Below are 17545 nucleotides of genomic sequence, written 5' to 3'. Positions count from 1 at the left end.
CCGGCGGTGTCAGCCGGGTGTCACCAGCCTCGCCTCGTACGCGAACACCGCCGCCTGCGTCCGGTCCCTGAGGCCCAGCTTCACCAGGATCCGGCTCACATGGGTCTTGATCGTCGACTCCGCGACCACCAGCCGCTCGGCGATCTCCGCGTTCGACAGGCCCTGCGCGATGAGCACCAGCACCTCCGTCTCCCGCTCGGTCAGATCGCCGTACGCCCCCTGCGCGGTGGGGACGAGGCGCGGTCGCTCGGACAGCTTCGAGAACTCCGAGATCAGCCGCTTGGTCACCGAGGGAGCCAGCAGGGCCTCGCCGGACGCCACCACCCGCACCCCGTCGGCGAGCTGGCGCGCCGACGCGTCCTTGAGGAGGAAACCGGAGGCTCCCGCCCGCAGTGCCTGGTAGACGTACTCGTCGAGGTCGAACGTGGTCAGCACCAGCACCTTCGCCGACCCGTTCGCGGCAACGATCTCCCGGGTCGCCTCGATGCCGTTCAGCTCCGGCATGCGGATGTCCATCAGCACGACGTCAGGGGCCAGTTCACGGACCCGCTCGACCGCCTCCCGCCCGTTGACCGCCTCCCCGACGACCTCGATGTCCGGCATCGCCCCGAGCAGCACCGAGAAGCCCTCGCGGACCATCATCTGGTCGTCGGCGATCAGTACGCGGATGGTGCCCCCCGTCACGTGGGGTCCTCCGCCGTGACCACCGGCAGGAACACCGTCACCTCATACCCTCCGTCGTCCGTCTCCCCCGCCGTCATCTCGCCGTTCAGCATCGAGACCCGTTCACGCATGCCCGTGATGCCGTGCCCCGCGCCATGGGTCGACTTCCGCAGCGCGACCGTCGGCGCCGGGCCGTTGACTATGCGCAGGCCCAGACCGCCGAGTACGTAGCCGATCTCCACACGAGCCGTGGCGCCCGGTGCGTGCCGCAGCGTGTTGCTGAGCGCCTCCTGGACGATGCGGTACGCCGACAGCTCGACGCCCTGCGGGAGTTCCCGCACCGCGCCCGTGACCACCTTGTCGGCGGTCAGGCCCGCCTCCCGCACATTGGCCAGCAGGGCGTCCAGGTCGGCCAGGGTGGGCTGCGGGGCGTCCGGGGCCTCGTAGTCCTCGGCCCGTACGACACCCAGCACGCGGCGCAGCTCGGTCAGGGCCGCCACCGCGTTCTCCCGGATCGTGGCGAAGGCCTTCTCCAGCTCCGGCGGCGGGTTCTCGACACGGTAGGGCGCGGCCTCCGCCTGGATGGCGACCACCGACATGTGGTGGGCGACCACGTCGTGCAGCTCCCGGGCGATCGTAGTGCGCTCCTCCAGCAGGGTGCGGCGGGAACGCTCGTGCGCGGTCACCGTCTGCTGGGCGGTCATCTCCCGCTCCGCGGAGCGGCGTATGTGCCAGACCGTGACGGCCAGCAGGGCGAGGGCAGAGAGGAACAGCATGGGTGCGATGTTGGTGCTGTAGTGGTTCCAACCGAAGCCGGTCCTGACGAAGAAGCCATAGGCCGCGGTGAACACCCACATCCACGCCGCCGTGCGCGGCCGCGTGCGTATCGCCACGACGGTCAGCACCGTCAGGTGCGAGAGGAAGCTGCCGGGCAGCCACGGCCAGTTGGCCCAGGACGTGCCCACGACGGCCGCGGCCGCGGTGGCCGCGAGGGACAGCCAGAAGGCTCCGACCGGGCGGACCAGCGTCAGCAGCACCGGGGCCAGGGCCAGCAGGCCGCACAGCAGGGCCGCCGTACTGCCGCCGCCGCTCGCCCAGGCCAAGAACATCGCCAACACACCGGCCGTCGCCACCGTCGCGTGCGGAAGCCAGGCCGCCCTCTCCCGCATGCGTCCGGACAGCCGCCGGGTGAGCGGGCGGTCGACGCTCATGCGGGGCAACGGGCGGTAGGCGAAGGCGTCGTGGAACAGGTCCTGCCGCAGCCCGCGCAGGGCGTCAGCCGCCGCCCGGAACTCCGGGCTGCTCGGCTTGTACGCGCTGTACGCACTGTCCGGCGTCGTCTGCGTCTGGGTCGTCTCGGTCACGTTGAAACGGTATGCGGAGGCGGGGGTCGCGGTCGTCCCCAGTGAGGGGGGTCCTTCGGGGTCCGTCTCAGGTACTACGGGTACGAACTCCCTCCGGCCTCCTCCGACTTCCTCCGGCTCCCTCCGTCCTCCTCCGACTTCCTCCGGCTCCCTCCGGCACCTGGACGCCCCGCGCTCAGTACCCCGACGGCCGCACCAGCCCCGACTCGTAGGCGAACACCGCCGCCTGGGTGCGGTCGCGCAGCCCCAGCTTCACCAGGATGCGGCCCACATGGGTCTTCACGGTCTGCTCGGCCACGACGAGGCGTTCGGCGATCTCCGCGTTCGACAGGCCCTGGGCGATGAGGGCGAGGACCTCCGTCTCGCGCTCGGTGAGGTCGCCGACGCGTACCTTGAGCGGGGCCCGGGGGGTGCTGTCCAGACGGGAGAACTCGGCGATCAGACGCCGGGTGATCCCGGGCGCGAGGAGCGCGTCGCCCGCCGCCACCACCCGTACGGCTTCGGCTAGCTGGTCGGCGGAGGCGTCCTTCAGCAGGAAGCCGGAGGCGCCGGCGCGCAGGGCGTCGTACACGTACTCGTCGAGGTCGAAGGTGGTGAGCACCAGGACCCTGGGGTGCGGGGTGTCCTCGGTGATGCGGCGGGTCGCCTCGATGCCGCCCAGCTCGGGCATGCGGATGTCCATCAGGACGACGTCCGGGGCGAGTTCGGCGACCTTGGCGATCGCGTCCTTCCCGTCGACGGCCTGACCGACGACCTCGATGTCGGGCTGGGCGTTGAGCAGCACCGTGAAGCCCTGCCGGACCATCATCTGGTCGTCGGCGATCAGTACGCGGATGGTGCTGCTCGTCATTGGTCCTCTTCTCCTGTCCGGCCGGTGGGGTCGTCGCCGGGCCGGGAGTTTTCGGGGCTCGGCAGGAAGCAAGCTACGGCGAAACCACCGCACGACGTCTCGGACGTGACGAGGGTGCCACCGAGCATCACGGCGCGCTCCCGCATGCCGAGCAGGCCGTGCCCCGCACCCGGCGAGGGCGGGGCCGAGCGTGTGGGCCGGGAGTTGATGACCCGCACCTGCACGCCCCGTGGGAAGTAGCCGAGTTCGACGCGGACGGTGGAACCCGGGGCGTGCCGCAGCGCGTTGCTGAGGGCCTCCTGGATGATCCGGTACGCCGACAGCTCCACGCCGGGCGGCAGGGGGCGCACCTCGCCGGTGATCTCCGTCAGCACCTCCAGACCGGCCGCTCGGGTGTTCTCCACCAGGGAGCCGAGCCGGTCGAGGGTGGGCTGCGGGGAGTCCGGGGCGGCACCGGTGCCGCTCCCTATGCCGTAGGGGTCATCGGGGTTCTCCGAGCGCAGGACACCCAGGACGCGGCGCAGTTCGGTCAGGGCCTCCAGCGCGTTCTTGCGGATGCCGTCCAGGTTCTCCCTCAGCTCGTCGGAGGGGTTCTCCACGAGGTGCGGGGCGACCTGGGCCTGGATGGAGATCACCGACATGTGGTGGGCGACGACGTCGTGCAGTTCGCGGGCGATGCGGTTGCGCTCCTCCAGGAGGGTGCGGCGGGCCCGTTCCTCGGCGGTGACGGTGGTCAGTTCGACGAGCTGGTTACGGGCTTCGCGGCGGCCGCGCAGCGCCGTGCCGACGAGGAGGACGACGGTGAAGACGACCACCGCCATCAGCCCGGTCGGGGAGTACGAGACAGCGCCCTCGACGCCCTGGAGCACATACGTCGTCAGGGCGGTCAGCGCCAGTGCCCCGGCGCTGACCCGGGCGGGCATCCGCAGGGCGAGCAGGAACAGCACGACGGCGCACGCCGTGATGCCCGGTCCCGTCCAGGGCCACAGCGGCGGTTCGGGGGACACGTGCAGGACGCCGCCCGGGGCGACCCGGGCGGCCTGGGCGGACACGACCGTCGCCGTGAGCGACAGCCACCAGGCGGGCAGGGGACGCCACAGGGCGATGGCGACGGCCCCGCCCTGCGCGCACCCGATCGCCGCACCGAGCCCGAAGGTCACTCCATAGCTGTCTGTCGGCTCGGACCCGGCTCCGAACGCCAGGGCGAACGCCATCACGCAGACCAGGACGTGCGGCGCCCGGCGGAGCAGGCGCGGGCGCGAGAGCGGCGGAAGCGGCGCGGGGGCGAACGTCCACAGGTCGTCCCGGAGGGTCCGCAGCAACGTGCGGAGGCTGCGGAGGACCCACGAGACACCGGGGCCGACGGAGCGCGACAGACGCGGCGCATGCCCGGCCACCGGGCGCCCTCCCGGTTGTGGAAGCCCGGCCAGGGCACGACCGGTGACGTCCGTGGGGTGAGAACTGCCGCCCGGCGCGGGCCCGGTGTCGTTCTCGGGTGCGGGCGCGCGGCTCCCCCGGGGCCTGTGCCGTGCCTCGTCCATCCGATGAACCTTAAGCACCGTCGGTCACCTTCGCTTCTGCGCGGCCGGATCTGTGGACGACGACCACCCGGGAACGACGGCCCCGGACCCGGCGCGTCCCCTGTTCGTAGGTGCGGAAGGCGGACCAGCACACGGCGAGGGACAAGACGAACACGGGGAGCCAGGCCAGACGGGCGACCACCCAGGTCAGGTCGTCCGGAGCGGTGTGCAGGCCCGGCAGGCGGCCCGCGAGGAGGCCTGTCGCGGTGGTCGCCATCAGGGCCGTCTGATGCCAGAGGAAGATCGTCATCGCGGAGAGGTTCACCAGTGCCACCGCCGCCCAGGCCAGGGGACGGCGCATCGCGCGGCGCAGCCGGTCGCGCAGCAGCAGTGCCAGTCCGCACTGGGCCAGGCCGAAGGTGACAGCGGCCAGGGTCGGCGGGTTGAGGTTCGAGACCGCGGCGCCCGGAACGCCGACCATCGACGCCGGGTAGCCCGCCCATGCCACCAGCCCCGCCGTCGCCACCGCGCCGCCCGACAGCAGCACCCAGCCCGCGCGCCGGCCGTCCAGTTCACCACGCGTCCAGGCCGCGCCCAGCGTGTACGGCACGAGCCAGCCCGCCGCCAGGTTCATCCAGCCGAGCCAGGACGGGCCGCCGAGTCCGAAGCGGATGAGGTCCACATGGAGAACGACGGCCAGCGGCCACAACGGGTTGAGCCGCGTCAGCAGCGGGGTCGCCGCCGTCAGGGCGGCGAAGACCAGCAGGAACCACAGGGGCGACAGGGCCAGCTTCACCAGGGTGTGGATCGTGCCGGCCTCCGCGCCGGTCGCGAGCAGGCAGCCCGCCGCGACCGCCCACAGGGTCACGACCGCCGCGACGGGCTTGAACAGACGGGTCAGGCGGAGGCGTAGCCACCGCCCGTAAGTGACGCCCCGCGCGCGTGCCGAGGCATATCCCTTCGTCGCCACATGGCCGCCCACCAGGAAGAACACGGCGAGCGTCTGGAACATCCAGGAGATCGGGGCCAGCCACGGCATGAAGTGCAGCGGGCTCGCGGTGCGCAGGGTGCCGCCGTCGGCGACCAGGGCGGTCACCAGCCAGTGGCCCAGGACGACGCCGAGGATCGCGAAGGCCCGCAGGGCGTCTGTCGCGCGGTCCCGCTCCACGGGAGTGGCGGCGTCGATCCGCCGGGCCGCGGTGCGTATGGAGTTCAGGGGCGGCCCCCACAGGCTCCGGTACCACAGGCTACGGTCACGCACGGGTCACCTCCGAGGTGGCTCCGAGTACGATCCGGGACAGGTTGGCCAGGGAGGCCGAGCCCGGCTTGAAGTAGTCGCTGTGGCCGCCACCGCCGGCGGCGAAGACACGGGCGCCATAGGCCGGGGACACCGGATCCGTGCCGAAGCCGACGGTCGTGCCGAACAGGTCCGCGCGCAGGTGAGGCACCTCCGCGATCCAGTCGTCGGCGCCGCGGGCCGCCCAGACGCGGGCGCGGGTGTGCAGGGCGGACGCGGAGTCCACACCCGTGCCCGGGCTGCCGACCAGGACGACATCCTGGACGTCCACGGCGGCGGCCGCGCGGGCGCAGACCACCGTGCCGTAGGAGTGGCAGAGGAGGGAGACGCCGGGCAACAGGCCCACCGCGCCTCGCAGTTCGCGTATGAACCGCTCCAGCAGTGGGGCGGCCTCCTCGGCCCGGGTCGTCGTGAGCGCGCCGGTGCCGAGCGTGCGGGGCGTGTCGTAGCCGAGCCAGGCGATGACGGCGGTGCGCGGGCCCGTGCTGCGGTGCAGGGCCAGGGCGCCCGCGCGAAAGCGGCCGTACGTGTCCAGTGTCGTGTCGGAACCCGGGACCAGGACCGCTATGTGCTCCGCCGTGGCCAGGTCGCCGAAGACCTCCGTCGCGCGGCCCGTGCCCCGCCCGTCGAAGGCCAGGAAGTCGCGGCTCGGGGAGGCCATGGCGCGGTCCGCCGCCGCTCGGTCCCGGGCGCCGTGGGCCGCGGCCATCCGGGACGCCTCGGCGGCGTTGGCGCGGTTCGCCGCGTACGTCTCGGTGAGCGTGGCCACCGAAAGGGGGGCGAGCGCAGCCGGTGGCGGGGCCGGGATTCGGGGACGCGCGGCAGCCGAGAGGGGAACGACGACGGCACCCATGACCAGCACGGCGAGCAGGGTGCGGCAGAGGCGGCCGAGGCGCGGTCGCCCGAGTCGCGGACGAGGGCTCCGCCCGGCCTCTTCGGCGGCACCGAGCGGATCGGCGCCCTCAGCTCCACAGCCGCCGTCAGTGCGGCGGCCTCCCGGCGCTCTCCCGTCCTCGTACGCGACCGCGGTGGGTCGCCTCTCCCGGAATCCCATGTCGCCCTTCCCTCCCGTCGGCCCGTCCATCGGCCCATTCCGGAAAGGAAGTTACGGAGCGTGACACGTCGTCGGCGTCACGCCAGGGGACTCACATCAGAGGTAGCTCTCAGGTATTAGGGGTATGACCGGGGAGCGGTGGCAGACCCCTGGGAATCCATGCAAAAGCGGTCAACCGCACTTCGCCGCATCCGACTTGGCGACTACCACGCCAACTGCGCGATCTCCTCCGCCACCACAGCGCACGCGTCCGCCGCCGGGTCGATCAGCGGGAAGTGGCCGACGTCCTCGAGGAGCGTGAGGCCGACGACCTCGCCCGCCTTCGCCGCCGCCTCCGCGTACGCCTCGGCGACCGCCTGCGGGACCACGACGTCCGTACGGCCCTGCACGAGGGTCGTGGCGATGCCGGTGGGCAGCAGGAGAGCCGGGTCCGCGTAGGGCCGGCGCTCCGCGAACAGGGATTCCCCACCCAGGAGCTGGGCCGCCGCGCCGCCGCACACCTCCAGCTTCCCGGCGACGTGGAAGTCCGCGATCGGAGCGAGCGCCACGACGCCGCGCAGTGGAGCCGGGCGGTCCGTGCGCCACGGGGCGTCCGGCGGCAGGACGTGGCGGGCCGCGGCCCACAGCGCGAGGTGGCCCCCCGCCGAGTGGCCGGTGATCACCGTGCGGCGCGGATCGGCCTGCGGCAGCGCCTCCCGTAGGAGCGCCGGAAGCGCGTCGAACGCGGCCGCGACATCGTCGAACGTGTCCGGCCAACGGCCCGCGACCGGCCCCGTACCGCCGCCCGCGCCCACTCCCGAGTCCACGGCCTCCCCGTCGGCCTGGGCCGGGATGAGCGCGCCCCGGCGGTACTCGATGTTGGCCACGGCGAAGCCCCGGCGGGCCAGGAAGTCCGCGAACGGGGTGATGTGCCGACGGTCGTACGGCGCCCGCCACGCGCCTCCGTGCAGAACGACGACGAGGGGAGCGGAACCTGTGGTGCCCGCCGATCCGCCCGGCTCCGTCTCCCGCGGGGCGTAGAAGTCGATCACCTGGTCGGGGTGGTCGCCGTACGCGGCGGTGGCGTCGGGGTCCACCGGCGGGTGCGAGAAGGCGGACGCCTCTTCCGCGGCGTCACGCGCCGCGGCATCGCGGGGGGCGTCGTCGTCCGGCATGCTCCAACCTCTCAGCGGCGAAACGGGAATTCGGTACGCGGGTGGCCGGAAGGTAATCGGCCGTTGGCGGGGACGGTATCAGGCGGGTGACGTGCGCCGACACGCGGTTGTCACGCTCGGTGAGGCGCCATCCGCGGCCCCGGCCGCCGGGGCGCCTCTACCGGCACCGTACGCCCCGGCGGGCGCCCCGCGCGGGTGCCCGCAGCCGTGCTGCCGACGGCCGGGGACGTACCGGCCTAGGTCCTGTCGTCAAACTCCCGTCGTCCGCCCGGAGGGCGGGCCCTGCGGCGTCAGGTGCGTGCTCTCGGCGTGCCGGGCGCTGACCCTCGTACTGGATGTACTTGGGTCTGCGCTCGGTGCGGCGAGAGTGCGTGCATGGCGTCGCGGGGCAGGCGGGAGTTTGACGACAGGGCCTAGCAGGGGTTCGCGCATCCGGGGCGCGTACGTCGGAGGCGCAGCAACGGTTCCGCGAGGCGCGGGTCGCGTTGCGGGCGCCGTGCGTGAAGGCGTGGGTGCGGCGGCCGCGCGACAGGGGAGTTGCCGGCGGGAACGGATGCGGGAACGGATGGGGGGACAAATGCGGGAACGGATGCGGGAACGGTCGTACGGGCCGAATCGGCGCCCCTCTCCTACGGCACCCCTCCCCGTCAGCGCCCCTCTCCTACGCCTTGCTGAGCACCCGTACCGCACCCCCTCCCCCCGCACCACTCCCCAATTTTGCGGATTGCCGCCCATCCCACACCGAGCGACCATGAACTGTCACGCAGAGTGATGACGGTCTCGCCCGGCGCATGCCACGGCGGGCCGCACGGGGCTGCGGAACGGGGGCTTGGCGATCGTGGGAGCCGGAAGTGAGGGCGGGCCGCCCTATCTCGTCGTCGTGGTGCCGTCTCGGTTCGCGGGACAGAAGTGGGAGTTGAGCGGCACGGCGCACGTGGTCGGACGGTTCGGGGACATCCGGCTCTCCTCCCTCGACGTCAGCAAGCGCCATGCCGAGGTGCGGCGCGGCAGTGACGGCGTCTGGGTCAACGACCTCGACTCCCGCAACGGCGTCCTGCACAACGGCCGCCGGATCGAGTCCGGCCGACCCGTCCGGCTCGCCGAGGGAGACCGTTTGCAGTTCGGTTCCGTGCAGGTGGTGTTCCGCGGCAACGCGCCGCAGCCCCGGCCCGGGCAGCAGACCTCGCCCACAGACCCCGACCGCACCACCGCCTGGCCCGGCACCCACGCCTCTCCTTCGGGGAGCGGGCGGTCGTACACCGTCGGCGACTCCTCCGTCACCGACGTCCGCGACTTCCGGTGGCGCCGCGCGAGGCGCGGGCACGGTCCGGACAGCGACCTGCCGGACCCTCCGCCGCACCACGCCGATCCCCCGCCCATCGAGGACGACGCGCGCACCATGGCGACCCGGCACCTCGCCGCGGCCACCCAGCTCGACCCCGCGTTCGCCGATCTGGTGGTGGGCCAGGTGATCGACGAGCCCTACCGCGCCCTCGCGCCCGTCTTCGGCGCGGACCTCGGGGTCGTGACGCGCTGGGCCCTCGAGGCGCGCCGACGGCGGCTGACGCGCGACCTCGTTCTGGCCGCCCTGCTCGTCACCCTGCTGACCGTGCTCGGACTGGGCGTCCGGGACCACCTCGGGACCATCAGGGAGGCCGGGTTCGGGGGCGACTGGTGGCGGCCCTACGCCGTCGGGGCGGTGGCACTGCTCGGGATGGCCTGGCCGGTCGTCGCCGTGGACCTCTGGGTGCGCGACTACCTCGTCCTGCGGCGGAGGCTGTCCGCGCGGCACTACGAGCCCGCCCGGGCACCGCAGGCACTCGGCGGCCGGGCCCGCGCGCGGCTCGCCGTCGTCGCCGAGCGGCCGGCCGGGAACCTCGTCGTCTGCTCCGACTACCTGCCCTTCGCGGGCAGCGGGGACCAAGTGGCCGAGTGGGACAGACCCGTCGACATCCGCCGGGGCTCGATCCGGAGGGACGGCGGCCGGCGCGATCCGCAGCGGTTCAGGACCGACGAGTTGTACGACGTGCTCATCGCCGCCGCCCGGCGGCTCGGCCTGGCCAATCTGCGCGTGGATGAGCGTCTCTTCGTGGACGGCACCTCGGTCGCCCATGACCGCCGACTGCTGCCGGACCGGCTGCGGCCGCCCCTCACGCGTATCCCGACGGGCGTCATCCGCGGCATGCCGGATGGGCTGGGGTCCACGAGACGCTCGTACGTGAGCATCGAAGTTCCGGCCTGGAGCGGGCAGTTGGTGCTGACGATGTTCCTGCGCGCAGTGCAGGTCGAGGGGACGCTGTACCTGGAGTTCTCGGCGTACGCCCTGCTGCCGATGCGGCCGGAGTACTACGCGGTCGACCGGCTGCCCTACCGGACGGGCCCCGGCGCGGTCGTACGGGCACTGTCCACCGCGCTGCCGCGGACGCTGCCCACGCTGCTGCGGGCGCCGGGGGCGCTCGCCCGGCGCGCCGCGGACTCACGTGCGGGGGCGGCGCGGCGGCACCGGCAGCGGCGCACGATCAGCGGGGGCTATCTGTTCGACTACGGGGCGCACTACAGCATCCGGGAACTCGCCCGCAGCCAGGACGAGGGGCACTACTTCCTCGGCCGGGACCTGAGCCGGGTCCTCAACACGACCCAGCAGCACCTACTGAACACGATCGGCGACTTCCTGGAGTCCAAGGGGATCGACTCGGACGACTTCCAGCGGCTCCAGCAGAACGTGGTGCAGAACTTCGGCGACGACAAACGGGTCTACGTCAGGGACAACCACGGTGCCCTGTACGCCCACAGCAAGCACGCCCAGCGTCAGCCGGGCGGCAAGGCCCCGGCTCCTGGCCGGACGGCACCGCACGGCTGACACGAACCGGAACCCCTGAAGAAACCCGACTCCTGAAGAAGCCCGACCCCTGAAGAAGCCCGACCCCTGAAGAAGGCGGACCATGGCACACGGCGACGACAAACGCACCTACGTCAAGGACAACCACGGCACCCTGTACGCCCACAGCAAGCACGTCACCTACAACGGAAGCCAAAGCCCCGAGGAACACGAACTCCAGCGCCGCCTCGACGAGTTGCAGCTGATCCTCACCCAGTACGCCGCCGCCCTCCCCGACGTGCGGCGGATGCAGGAGGTGACGGAGGAACTGGGCAACCAGCTCCAGGGGCAGCGGCAGCCGAGCAGGACGATCGTCCGCAGTCTCCTCGACTCACTGACGGCGGGAGCCGGCGGGGTCACCGCCGTACTCACCGCCGTCAACGGTCTCGCCGGATTCGTCACCCGGTTCCTGTGAACCGGGACACCCGTCCGAGGCGGGCCGCCCGTCCGAACCGGGCCGCCCGTCTCAGGACGCGACCTGCCTCAGGACACAACCTCCGCCAGCACCCGCGCCGCCCGCTCCACATCCGCGAAGCCCACGTACAACGGGGTGAACCCGAAGCGCAGCACGTCCGGCCGACGGAAGTCGCCGACCACGCCGCTCTCGACCAGCCGCTTCATCACGTCGCCCGCGTCCTCGCACCGCAGTGCGACCTGGCTCCCGCGCTCCGCGTGGGCCGCCGGAGTCAGCGACTCGACCCGGCCCTCGGGGACGTACGCCGCCACGCACTCCAGGAAGAAGTCCGTCAGCGCGAGCGACTTGGCGCGCACCGCGTCGATCGGGACGTCGTCCCACACCTCCAGCGCCGCCTCCAGGGCGAGCATGGACAGGATGTCCGGGGTGCCGACACGACCGCGCGGCGCACCCGTCGCCGGTTCGTAGTCCGGCCGCATGCCGAAGGGTTCCGTGTGCGAGTTCCAGCCCGGCAGCGGGGAGTCGAAGCGGTCCTGCAGCTCCCGCCGCACATACAGGTACGCCGGTGAGCCGGGGCCTCCGTTCAGGTACTTGTACGTGCAGCCGACCGCGAGGTCGACCCCGTGTTCGTCCAGGCCCACCGGCAGCGCGCCCGCGCTGTGGCACAGGTCCCAGACCGCGACCGCGCCCGCCGCGTGCACGGCGGCCGTCAGACCGGGCAGGTCGTGCAGCCGGCCCGTGCGGTAGTCGACGTGGTTCAGCAACACCGCCGCCGTACGGTCGGACAGGACGCCCGGCACCTCGGCCGGCACGACCGGCCGGAGCGTGCACCCCGTCATCCGCGCCGCAGACTCGGCGATGTACCCGTCCGTCGGGAACGTCGTCGCATCGACCACGATCTCGTCCCGGCCGTCGCTCCCTTCCCCGGCCACGCTCCCTTCCCCGGCGGCCATACGCACGGCCGCCACCAGGGCCTTGAAGACGTTGACGCTGGTCGAGTCGCCGACCACGATCTGCCCGGGCGCCGCCCCGACCAGCGGGGCGATCCGGTCGCCGATCCGCTCCGGCGCGGTCCACCAGCCGCTCTCGTCCCAGGAGCGGATCCGCAGCGAACCCCACTGCCTGCGGACGACGTCCTGCATCCGGTCCGGTACGGCCGCGGGCAGCGCGCCCAGCGAGTTCCCGTCCAGGTAGACCGCCTCGTCGAGCACGAATTTCGCGCGCAGCCCGGACAGCTCGTCGGCGGCGTCCAACTCCCTTGCTTTCGACATCAGTTCAGACATACGACCGCGCCGTCCACAGCTCGGGGAACACGTTCTTCTGCGCCCGCTTCTCCAGCCAGGCCACCCCGGCGGAGCCGCCCGTGCCGGGCTTGGCGCCCATCGCGCGCCGGGTGGCGAGCAGGTGGTCGTTGCGCCAGCGCCACACCAGTTCCGCCACATCGGTCAACGCCTCGCCCAGCCGGGCGAGTTCGTCGGCCGGGTCCCCGGAGTAGAGGGCGGTCCAGACCGCCTCGACCTCGTCCGACGGCTCGTACCGCCGGGAGACGTCACGCCGCAGCACGGCGTCCGGTACCGCGTGCCCGCGCCGCGCGAGCAGCCGCAGCACCTCGTCGTACAGGCTCGGCTCGTGCAGCGCCTTCTCCAGTTCGGCGTGGACGCGCTGTGCGCCCCGGTGCGGGACCAGCATGGAGGCGGACTTCTCGCCGAGCAGGAACTCCATGCGGCGGTACATCGCCGACTGGAAGCCGGAGCCCTCGCCGAGGGCCGAGCGGTACGAGTTGAACTGGGCGGGCGTCAGCTGGGCGAGGGGCGTCCAGGACGCGTTCAGCGCCTCCAGCTCCCGTACGGACCTCTTCAGCGCATCGATCGCCACCGGGACCCGGTCCTCGCGCAGGGCACGGGCCGCAGTCTCCCACTCGTGGACGATCACCGTGAACCACAGCTCCATCACCTGGGTCGTGACCAGGAAGACCATCTCTCCGGGGTCGTCGGAGAGGGTGTGCTGGAGGTGGGTGAGCACGTCCGCCTTGACGTAGTCCTCGTACGGCGTCGTGCCCTGGAAGTCGAGATGCGGGGTCTCGGGCTCATGAGCCTCATGGGACTGAGGAGTCTGGTGAGCCGTTTGGGACATCGCTGTCTCCTGTTGTGTGCTCTGGGTAGCGGTCCGCCCCTGCCGATGCCGGCACGGGGGCCCCGGTCCCCACCGGCATCATCCTGCGCAAAGACTCCCGGACACCGCAAGGCCCGCCTGGTCACAGACGGGCCTTGGCCACTCTTCGGAACCAGCCGAGCGGACTGGCCGGGCGGACCAGCCGAGCGAACTGGCCGGTCGGACCAGCCGAGCGAACTGGCCGGTCGGACTAGCCGAGCGTCTGGGCCGCCGTCGGCGAGGAGTCCTTCAGGAACTGGGTGCAGCGCTCGTACTCCTCCTGCTCACCGATCCCCTGCGCCGCGCGCGCGAGGGCGTGCAGGGCGCGCAGGAATCCACGGTTCGCCTCGTGCTCCCAGGGAATGGGGCCGTGCCCCTTCCAGCCGCTGCGACGCAGGGCGTCCAGGCCACGGTGGTAGCCCGTACGGGCGTAGGCGTACGACTCCACGACCGCGCCCCGTCCGAACGCGTCGTCGGCCAGCTGGGCCCAGGCGAGCGAGGAGGAGGGGTGCTTGGCGGCGACGTCGGCGGGCGCCACACCGTTCGCGAGGAGCTCGCGCGGCTCCGGCTCGTCGGGGAGGTGGGTCGGGGGCGGGCCCCCGAGGAGGTTCTCGTGAAGGGTCATGGGTTCCAGTGTGAGGCATCGTCCCTGATCGCCGGCGGTCGGCCGGGGCCCTTCGGGGGGATGGTCGCGCGGGCGACCGCGGCCGGAAGCGCTGCCGCTCTCGCCCGGCGAGAGCGGCGGCACAGCGTGATCACGAAGCTGGACCGGCGTCCGACTTCGTGGTCCCGCGGGACGGTTCCAGGGGCGGCGCCGTCACACTGCCGTGCATACGGCACTCGGGACGGCAGCAGTCCGGCGCCGGACGGCGTACCGTCGCGAAGGCGAGCACCGCCCCGACCACCAGCACACCCGCGCAGATCGGCATCGCGCGGCGGAACGCGGCGGCGAAGGCGTCCGCCGAGCGGTACGCCTCCGGGCCCATCCCGGCGAGCAGCGGCAGCGCGGCCACGGCGATCAGGCCGGCCGCCCGGGCCGCCGCGTTGTTGATGCCGCTGGCCAGGCCCGCCTGGCTGGTGTCCACCGAGGCGAGCACGGTGGCGGTCAGCGGAGCGACCAGGGTGACCATGCCCGCGCCCATGACCAGCAGGGCGGGCAGGACGTCGGCGGCATACGAGGCGTCCTTGCCGACGCGCAGCATCAGCAGCAGGCCGGCCGCGCACAGGAGGGGGCCGACGGTGAGCGGAATGCGCGGTCCGATGCGCTCGGCGAGGGCGCCCGAGCGGGCCGAGAAGAGCAGCATGAGGGCGGTCGTGGGCAGCAGTGCCGTACCGGCCTGGAGCGCCGAGTAGCCCGCCACCACCTGGAGCTGGAGCGCGGTGAGGAAGAAGAACCCGCCGAAGGCCGCGTACACACAGAGGGTCACCAGGTTGACCGCCGTGAACTGGCGGGACGCGAAGATGCCGAGCGGCATCATCGGGTCGGGGCGGCGCTTCTCGACGTACACGAAGGCGATGCCGGCGGCGACGCCCGCGACCGCCGTGACGACCACGGCCAGGGAGCCACCGCGGGCCTCGATGAGGGCGTAGGTCACCAGGGCGAGGGCCAGGGCGCCGAGCGCGGCGCCGAGGACGTCGAAGCGGCCGTGGGCGCGGCCGTCCCCGGATTCCGGTACGTGCCGGACGGCGATGGGCGCGCACACCAGGGCCAGCGGGACGTTGAGCAGGAACACCCAGCGCCAGCCCGGGCCGTCCACCAGCCAGCCGCCGAGGAACGGGCCGACGGCGGCGCCGATGCCGCCGAAGCCGGACCAGAGGCCGACCGCCCGTGCGCGGTCGTCCGGGTGGAACGAGGCCTGGATCAGCGCGAGCGAGCCGGGGGTGAGGAGCGCGCCGCCGATGCCTTGCAGGGCCCGGGCGGCGATGAGGACGCCGGGGGTGGGAGCGAGGCCGCACAGGAGCGAGGCGGTCGCGAACCAGACGACGCCCAGCACGAAGACCTTGCGGCGGCCGAAGCGGTCGCCGAGGGAACCGCCGAGGAGGATCAGACCGGCGAGCGTGACCATGTACGCGTTGACGGTCCACTGGAGGGCGGCGAGGCTCGCGTCGAGGTCGCGGCCGATGCGGGGGAGGGCGACGTTGACGACGGTGGAGTCCAGCATGGCCATGCTGGAGCCGAGCACGGTGGTCAGGAGGATCCACTTCCCCTGGGGGGAGGTGATCCTGACGGAGGGGATCTGCTGTTCGGTGACCGCCATAGGGAGATGGTCTCCCGTCCGCGTAGCTGCGGGCAATCGTGCCTCCCCCAGTGCCTTAAGGGCCTGAGGGGACCCCCAGGGCGGCACGGGTGGGCGCAGTGGCACCCCGTCAGCGCCGGGTTGCGCAACCCACCCGTGCCCCGCCCAGAACGCCGGGTTCTGAGGGAGTCGACAGCTACTTGATCTTGGTGCCCGTCGACCGGAGGTTCGCGCAGGCCTCGGTGACGCGCTTCGCCATCGACGCCTCCGCCAGCTTGCCCCAGGTGCGCGGGTCGTAGGTGCTCTTGGAGCCGACCTCGCCGTCGACCTTCAGGACGCCGTCGTAGTTCTTGAACATGTGGTCGGCGACCGGACGCGTGAAGGCGTACTGGGTGTCCGTGTCGATGTTCATCTTGACCACGCCGTTCTCCAGCGCCGTCAGGATCTCCTCCTCCGTGGAGCCGGAGCCGCCGTGGAAGACGAAGTCGAACGGCTTGCTGTCGACCGGGCGGCCGAACTTGTTGGCCACGCCCTCGTTCAGCTCCTTGAGCAGCTCGGGGCGCAGGACGACGTTGCCCGGCTTGTACACGCCGTGCACGTTGCCGAACGACGCCGCCAGCAGGTAGCGGCCCTTGTCGCCGAGGCCCAGCGCCTCCGCCGTGCGGATCGCGTCGTCGACCGTCGTGTAGAGGGAGTCGTTGATCTCGTGGGAGACGCCGTCCTCCTCGCCGCCGGTCGGGGTGATCTCCACCTCAAGGATGATCTTCGCGGCGCGGGCGCGCTCCAGGAGCTCCTGGGCGATCTTCAGGTTGTCGGAGAGGGTCTCCGCGGAGCCGTCCCACATGTGGGACTGGAACAGCGGGTTCTCGCCGCGGGCGACGCGCTCCTCGGAGATCGCGAGCAGCGGACGTACGTACCCGTCGAGCTTGTCCTTCGGGCAGTGGTCGGTGTGCAGGGCGACCGTGACCGGGTACTTCTCCGCGACGATGTGCGCGAACTCGGCCAGGGCCACCGCACCGGTGACCATGTCCTTGCTGTACTGACCGCCCAGGAACTCGGCGCCACCCGTCGAGATCTGGATGATGCCGTCGCTCTCGGCCTCCGCGAAGCCGCGCAGAGCAGCGTGCAGGGTCTGGGTCGAGGTCACGTTGATGGCCGGGTAGGCGAACTTGCCTGCCTTCGCCCGGTCGAGCATCTCGTTGTAGACCTCGGGGGTTGCGATGGGCATCTGTCCGCTCCTTGTATCTGCGGGTGGCGTACTGCTCTGCTTACGGCCCTGACCTAGGGTGCGACGTCATCGTCGTCCCCATCTTTCCAGACTTGGCCGGATGCTCCGGTAACGGTGTCCAGCCTGTGGATAACTGCCCCGTCGCTCCCTCGCCGATCCCCCGTCGCTGCTCCTCGGACAGCCGTCAGTCCAGGCCCAGTTCGTCCTTCGAGTAGGCGAAGCGGTACGGAACCCCGGCGCCCTCCTCGATCTTCTCGGCCGCGCCCGTGGCCCGGTCGACGATCGTCGCGACGGCGACCACCTCGGCGCCGGCCTCGCGCACCGCCTCCACGGCCGTGAGCGGGGAGCCGCCGGTGGTGGAGGTGTCCTCGACGACCAGGACCCGGCGGCCCTTGATCTCCGGGCCCTCCACGCGCCGCTGCAGGCCGTGCGCCTTCGCGGCCTTGCGGACGACGAAGGCGTCCAGCTTCTTCCCGCGCGCGGCGGCCGCGTGCAGCATGGCGGCCGCGACCGGGTCCGCGCCCATGGTGAGCCCGCCGACCGCGTCGAAGTCCAGGTCGGCGGTCAGGTCCAGCAGCACCTGGCCGACCAGCGGGGCGGCCTCGCCGTCGAGGGTGATGCGGCGCAGGTCGACGTAGTAGTCGGCCTCCAGGCCCGAAGAGAGGGTCACCTTGCCGTGCACCACGGCCTTGTCCTTGATCTGCTGCAGCAGGGCGCCACGTACTTCACTCATA

General features: G+C 72.3%; 15 protein-coding genes. 2 read left to right on the top strand and 13 right to left on the bottom strand.

The features are described from left to right. Positions 1-9 precede the first annotated feature (9 nt). From Q2K21_RS01170 to Q2K21_RS01140, 7 genes are all read right to left on the bottom strand, one after another. The gene (locus Q2K21_RS01170; protein WP_310763172.1) at positions 10-684 is read right to left on the bottom strand and encodes a response regulator transcription factor; all 675 of its coding nucleotides are present in this window, start codon (positions 682-684) and stop codon (positions 10-12) included. Next, positions 681-2027 carry a sensor histidine kinase gene (locus Q2K21_RS01165; protein WP_310763171.1) on the bottom strand — a complete coding sequence of 449 codons (1347 nt, stop codon included), beginning with the start codon at positions 2025-2027 and terminating at the stop codon, positions 681-683. The genes Q2K21_RS01170 and Q2K21_RS01165 overlap by 4 nt, the downstream gene beginning before the upstream one ends. A gap of 175 nt (positions 2028-2202) precedes the next feature. Continuing rightward, complete coding sequence (locus Q2K21_RS01160; protein WP_310763170.1) at positions 2203-2877, bottom strand: response regulator transcription factor; 675 nt, start codon at positions 2875-2877, stop codon at positions 2203-2205. Then, positions 2874-4199 (bottom strand): sensor histidine kinase, encoded by a 1326-nt coding sequence (locus Q2K21_RS01155; protein ID WP_310763169.1) that lies wholly within the window; start codon positions 4197-4199, stop codon positions 2874-2876. The genes Q2K21_RS01160 and Q2K21_RS01155 overlap by 4 nt, the downstream gene beginning before the upstream one ends. Before the next feature lie 229 nt (positions 4200-4428). Further along, the gene (locus tag Q2K21_RS01150; RefSeq protein WP_310763168.1) at positions 4429-5658 is read right to left on the bottom strand and encodes an acyltransferase family protein; all 1230 of its coding nucleotides are present in this window, start codon (positions 5656-5658) and stop codon (positions 4429-4431) included. Next, positions 5651-6748 carry an alpha/beta hydrolase gene (locus Q2K21_RS01145; RefSeq protein ID WP_310763167.1) on the bottom strand — a complete coding sequence of 366 codons (1098 nt, stop codon included), beginning with the start codon at positions 6746-6748 and terminating at the stop codon, positions 5651-5653. The genes Q2K21_RS01150 and Q2K21_RS01145 overlap by 8 nt, the downstream gene beginning before the upstream one ends. Positions 6749-6951: 203 nt before the next feature. Further along, positions 6952-7902 (bottom strand): alpha/beta hydrolase, encoded by a 951-nt coding sequence (locus tag Q2K21_RS01140; protein ID WP_310763166.1) that lies wholly within the window; start codon positions 7900-7902, stop codon positions 6952-6954. Between the two features lie 838 nt (positions 7903-8740). Here Q2K21_RS01140 and Q2K21_RS01135 point away from each other — a divergent pair. Together Q2K21_RS01135 and Q2K21_RS01130 are read left to right on the top strand one after the other, a co-directional pair. Continuing rightward, positions 8741-10762, top strand: coding sequence for an FHA domain-containing protein (locus Q2K21_RS01135; protein WP_310780519.1), 2022 nt, complete (start codon positions 8741-8743; stop codon positions 10760-10762). 82 nt (positions 10763-10844) lie between these two features. Continuing rightward, complete coding sequence (locus Q2K21_RS01130) at positions 10845-11195, top strand: hypothetical protein (protein WP_310763165.1); 351 nt, start codon at positions 10845-10847, stop codon at positions 11193-11195. A gap of 68 nt (positions 11196-11263) precedes the next feature. Here Q2K21_RS01130 and kynU read toward each other — a convergent pair whose 3' ends face one another. The 6 genes from kynU to pyrE form a co-directional block, all read right to left on the bottom strand. After that, entirely contained in the window at positions 11264-12478 is a 1215-nt protein-coding gene (kynU, locus tag Q2K21_RS01125; RefSeq protein ID WP_310763164.1) for a kynureninase, read from the bottom strand. Further along, positions 12471-13328, bottom strand: a complete 858-nt coding sequence (locus tag Q2K21_RS01120; RefSeq protein ID WP_310763163.1) for a tryptophan 2,3-dioxygenase family protein — start codon at positions 13326-13328, stop codon at positions 12471-12473. The genes kynU and Q2K21_RS01120 overlap by 8 nt, the downstream gene beginning before the upstream one ends. 229 nt (positions 13329-13557) lie before the next feature. Beyond that, on the bottom strand, positions 13558-13971 hold the full coding sequence (locus Q2K21_RS01115) for a DUF3151 domain-containing protein (protein ID WP_310763162.1): 414 nt from the start codon (positions 13969-13971) through the stop codon (positions 13558-13560). Between the two features lie 130 nt (positions 13972-14101). Further along, positions 14102-15604 carry an MFS transporter gene (locus Q2K21_RS01110; protein ID WP_310763161.1) on the bottom strand — a complete coding sequence of 501 codons (1503 nt, stop codon included), beginning with the start codon at positions 15602-15604 and terminating at the stop codon, positions 14102-14104. 175 nt (positions 15605-15779) lie between these two features. Beyond that, positions 15780-16811 (bottom strand): class II fructose-bisphosphate aldolase, encoded by a 1032-nt coding sequence (gene fbaA / locus Q2K21_RS01105; protein WP_310763160.1) that lies wholly within the window; start codon positions 16809-16811, stop codon positions 15780-15782. A 184-nt stretch (positions 16812-16995) separates the two neighbouring features. Further along, on the bottom strand, positions 16996-17544 hold the full coding sequence (gene pyrE / locus Q2K21_RS01100; RefSeq protein ID WP_310763159.1) for an orotate phosphoribosyltransferase: 549 nt from the start codon (positions 17542-17544) through the stop codon (positions 16996-16998). Position 17545: the final 1 nt, after the last annotated feature.

The sequence above is a fragment of the Streptomyces sp. CGMCC 4.7035 genome (assembly GCF_031583065.1).
GTDB lineage: Bacteria > Actinomycetota > Actinomycetes > Streptomycetales > Streptomycetaceae > Streptomyces > Streptomyces yaanensis.
The sequence above is the reverse complement of the archived record's forward strand: the minus strand, read 5'-3'. Positions and strand labels throughout refer to the sequence as shown.

Bases quoted from the DNA above. Each gene is read 5' to 3' on its own strand.
- Q2K21_RS01110 (WP_310763161.1), bottom strand. From the start codon at position 15,604: ATGGCGGTCACCGAACAGCAGATCCCCTCCGTCAGGATCACCTCCCCC.
- Q2K21_RS01140 (WP_310763166.1), bottom strand. From the start codon at position 7,902: ATGCCGGACGACGACGCCCCCCGCGATGCCGCGGCGCGTGACGCCGCG.
- fbaA (WP_310763160.1), bottom strand. From the start codon at position 16,811: ATGCCCATCGCAACCCCCGAGGTCTACAACGAGATGCTCGACCGGGCG.
- Q2K21_RS01120 (WP_310763163.1), bottom strand. From the start codon at position 13,328: ATGTCCCAAACGGCTCACCAGACTCCTCAGTCCCATGAGGCTCATGAG.
- kynU (WP_310763164.1), bottom strand. From the start codon at position 12,478: ATGTCTGAACTGATGTCGAAAGCAAGGGAGTTGGACGCCGCCGACGAG.
- pyrE (WP_310763159.1), bottom strand. From the start codon at position 17,544: ATGAGTGAAGTACGTGGCGCCCTGCTGCAGCAGATCAAGGACAAGGCC.
- Q2K21_RS01145 (WP_310763167.1), bottom strand. From the start codon at position 6,748: ATGGGATTCCGGGAGAGGCGACCCACCGCGGTCGCGTACGAGGACGGG.
- Q2K21_RS01130 (WP_310763165.1), top strand. From the start codon at position 10,845: ATGGCACACGGCGACGACAAACGCACCTACGTCAAGGACAACCACGGC.
- Q2K21_RS01115 (WP_310763162.1), bottom strand. From the start codon at position 13,971: ATGACCCTTCACGAGAACCTCCTCGGGGGCCCGCCCCCGACCCACCTC.
- Q2K21_RS01160 (WP_310763170.1), bottom strand. From the start codon at position 2,877: ATGACGAGCAGCACCATCCGCGTACTGATCGCCGACGACCAGATGATG.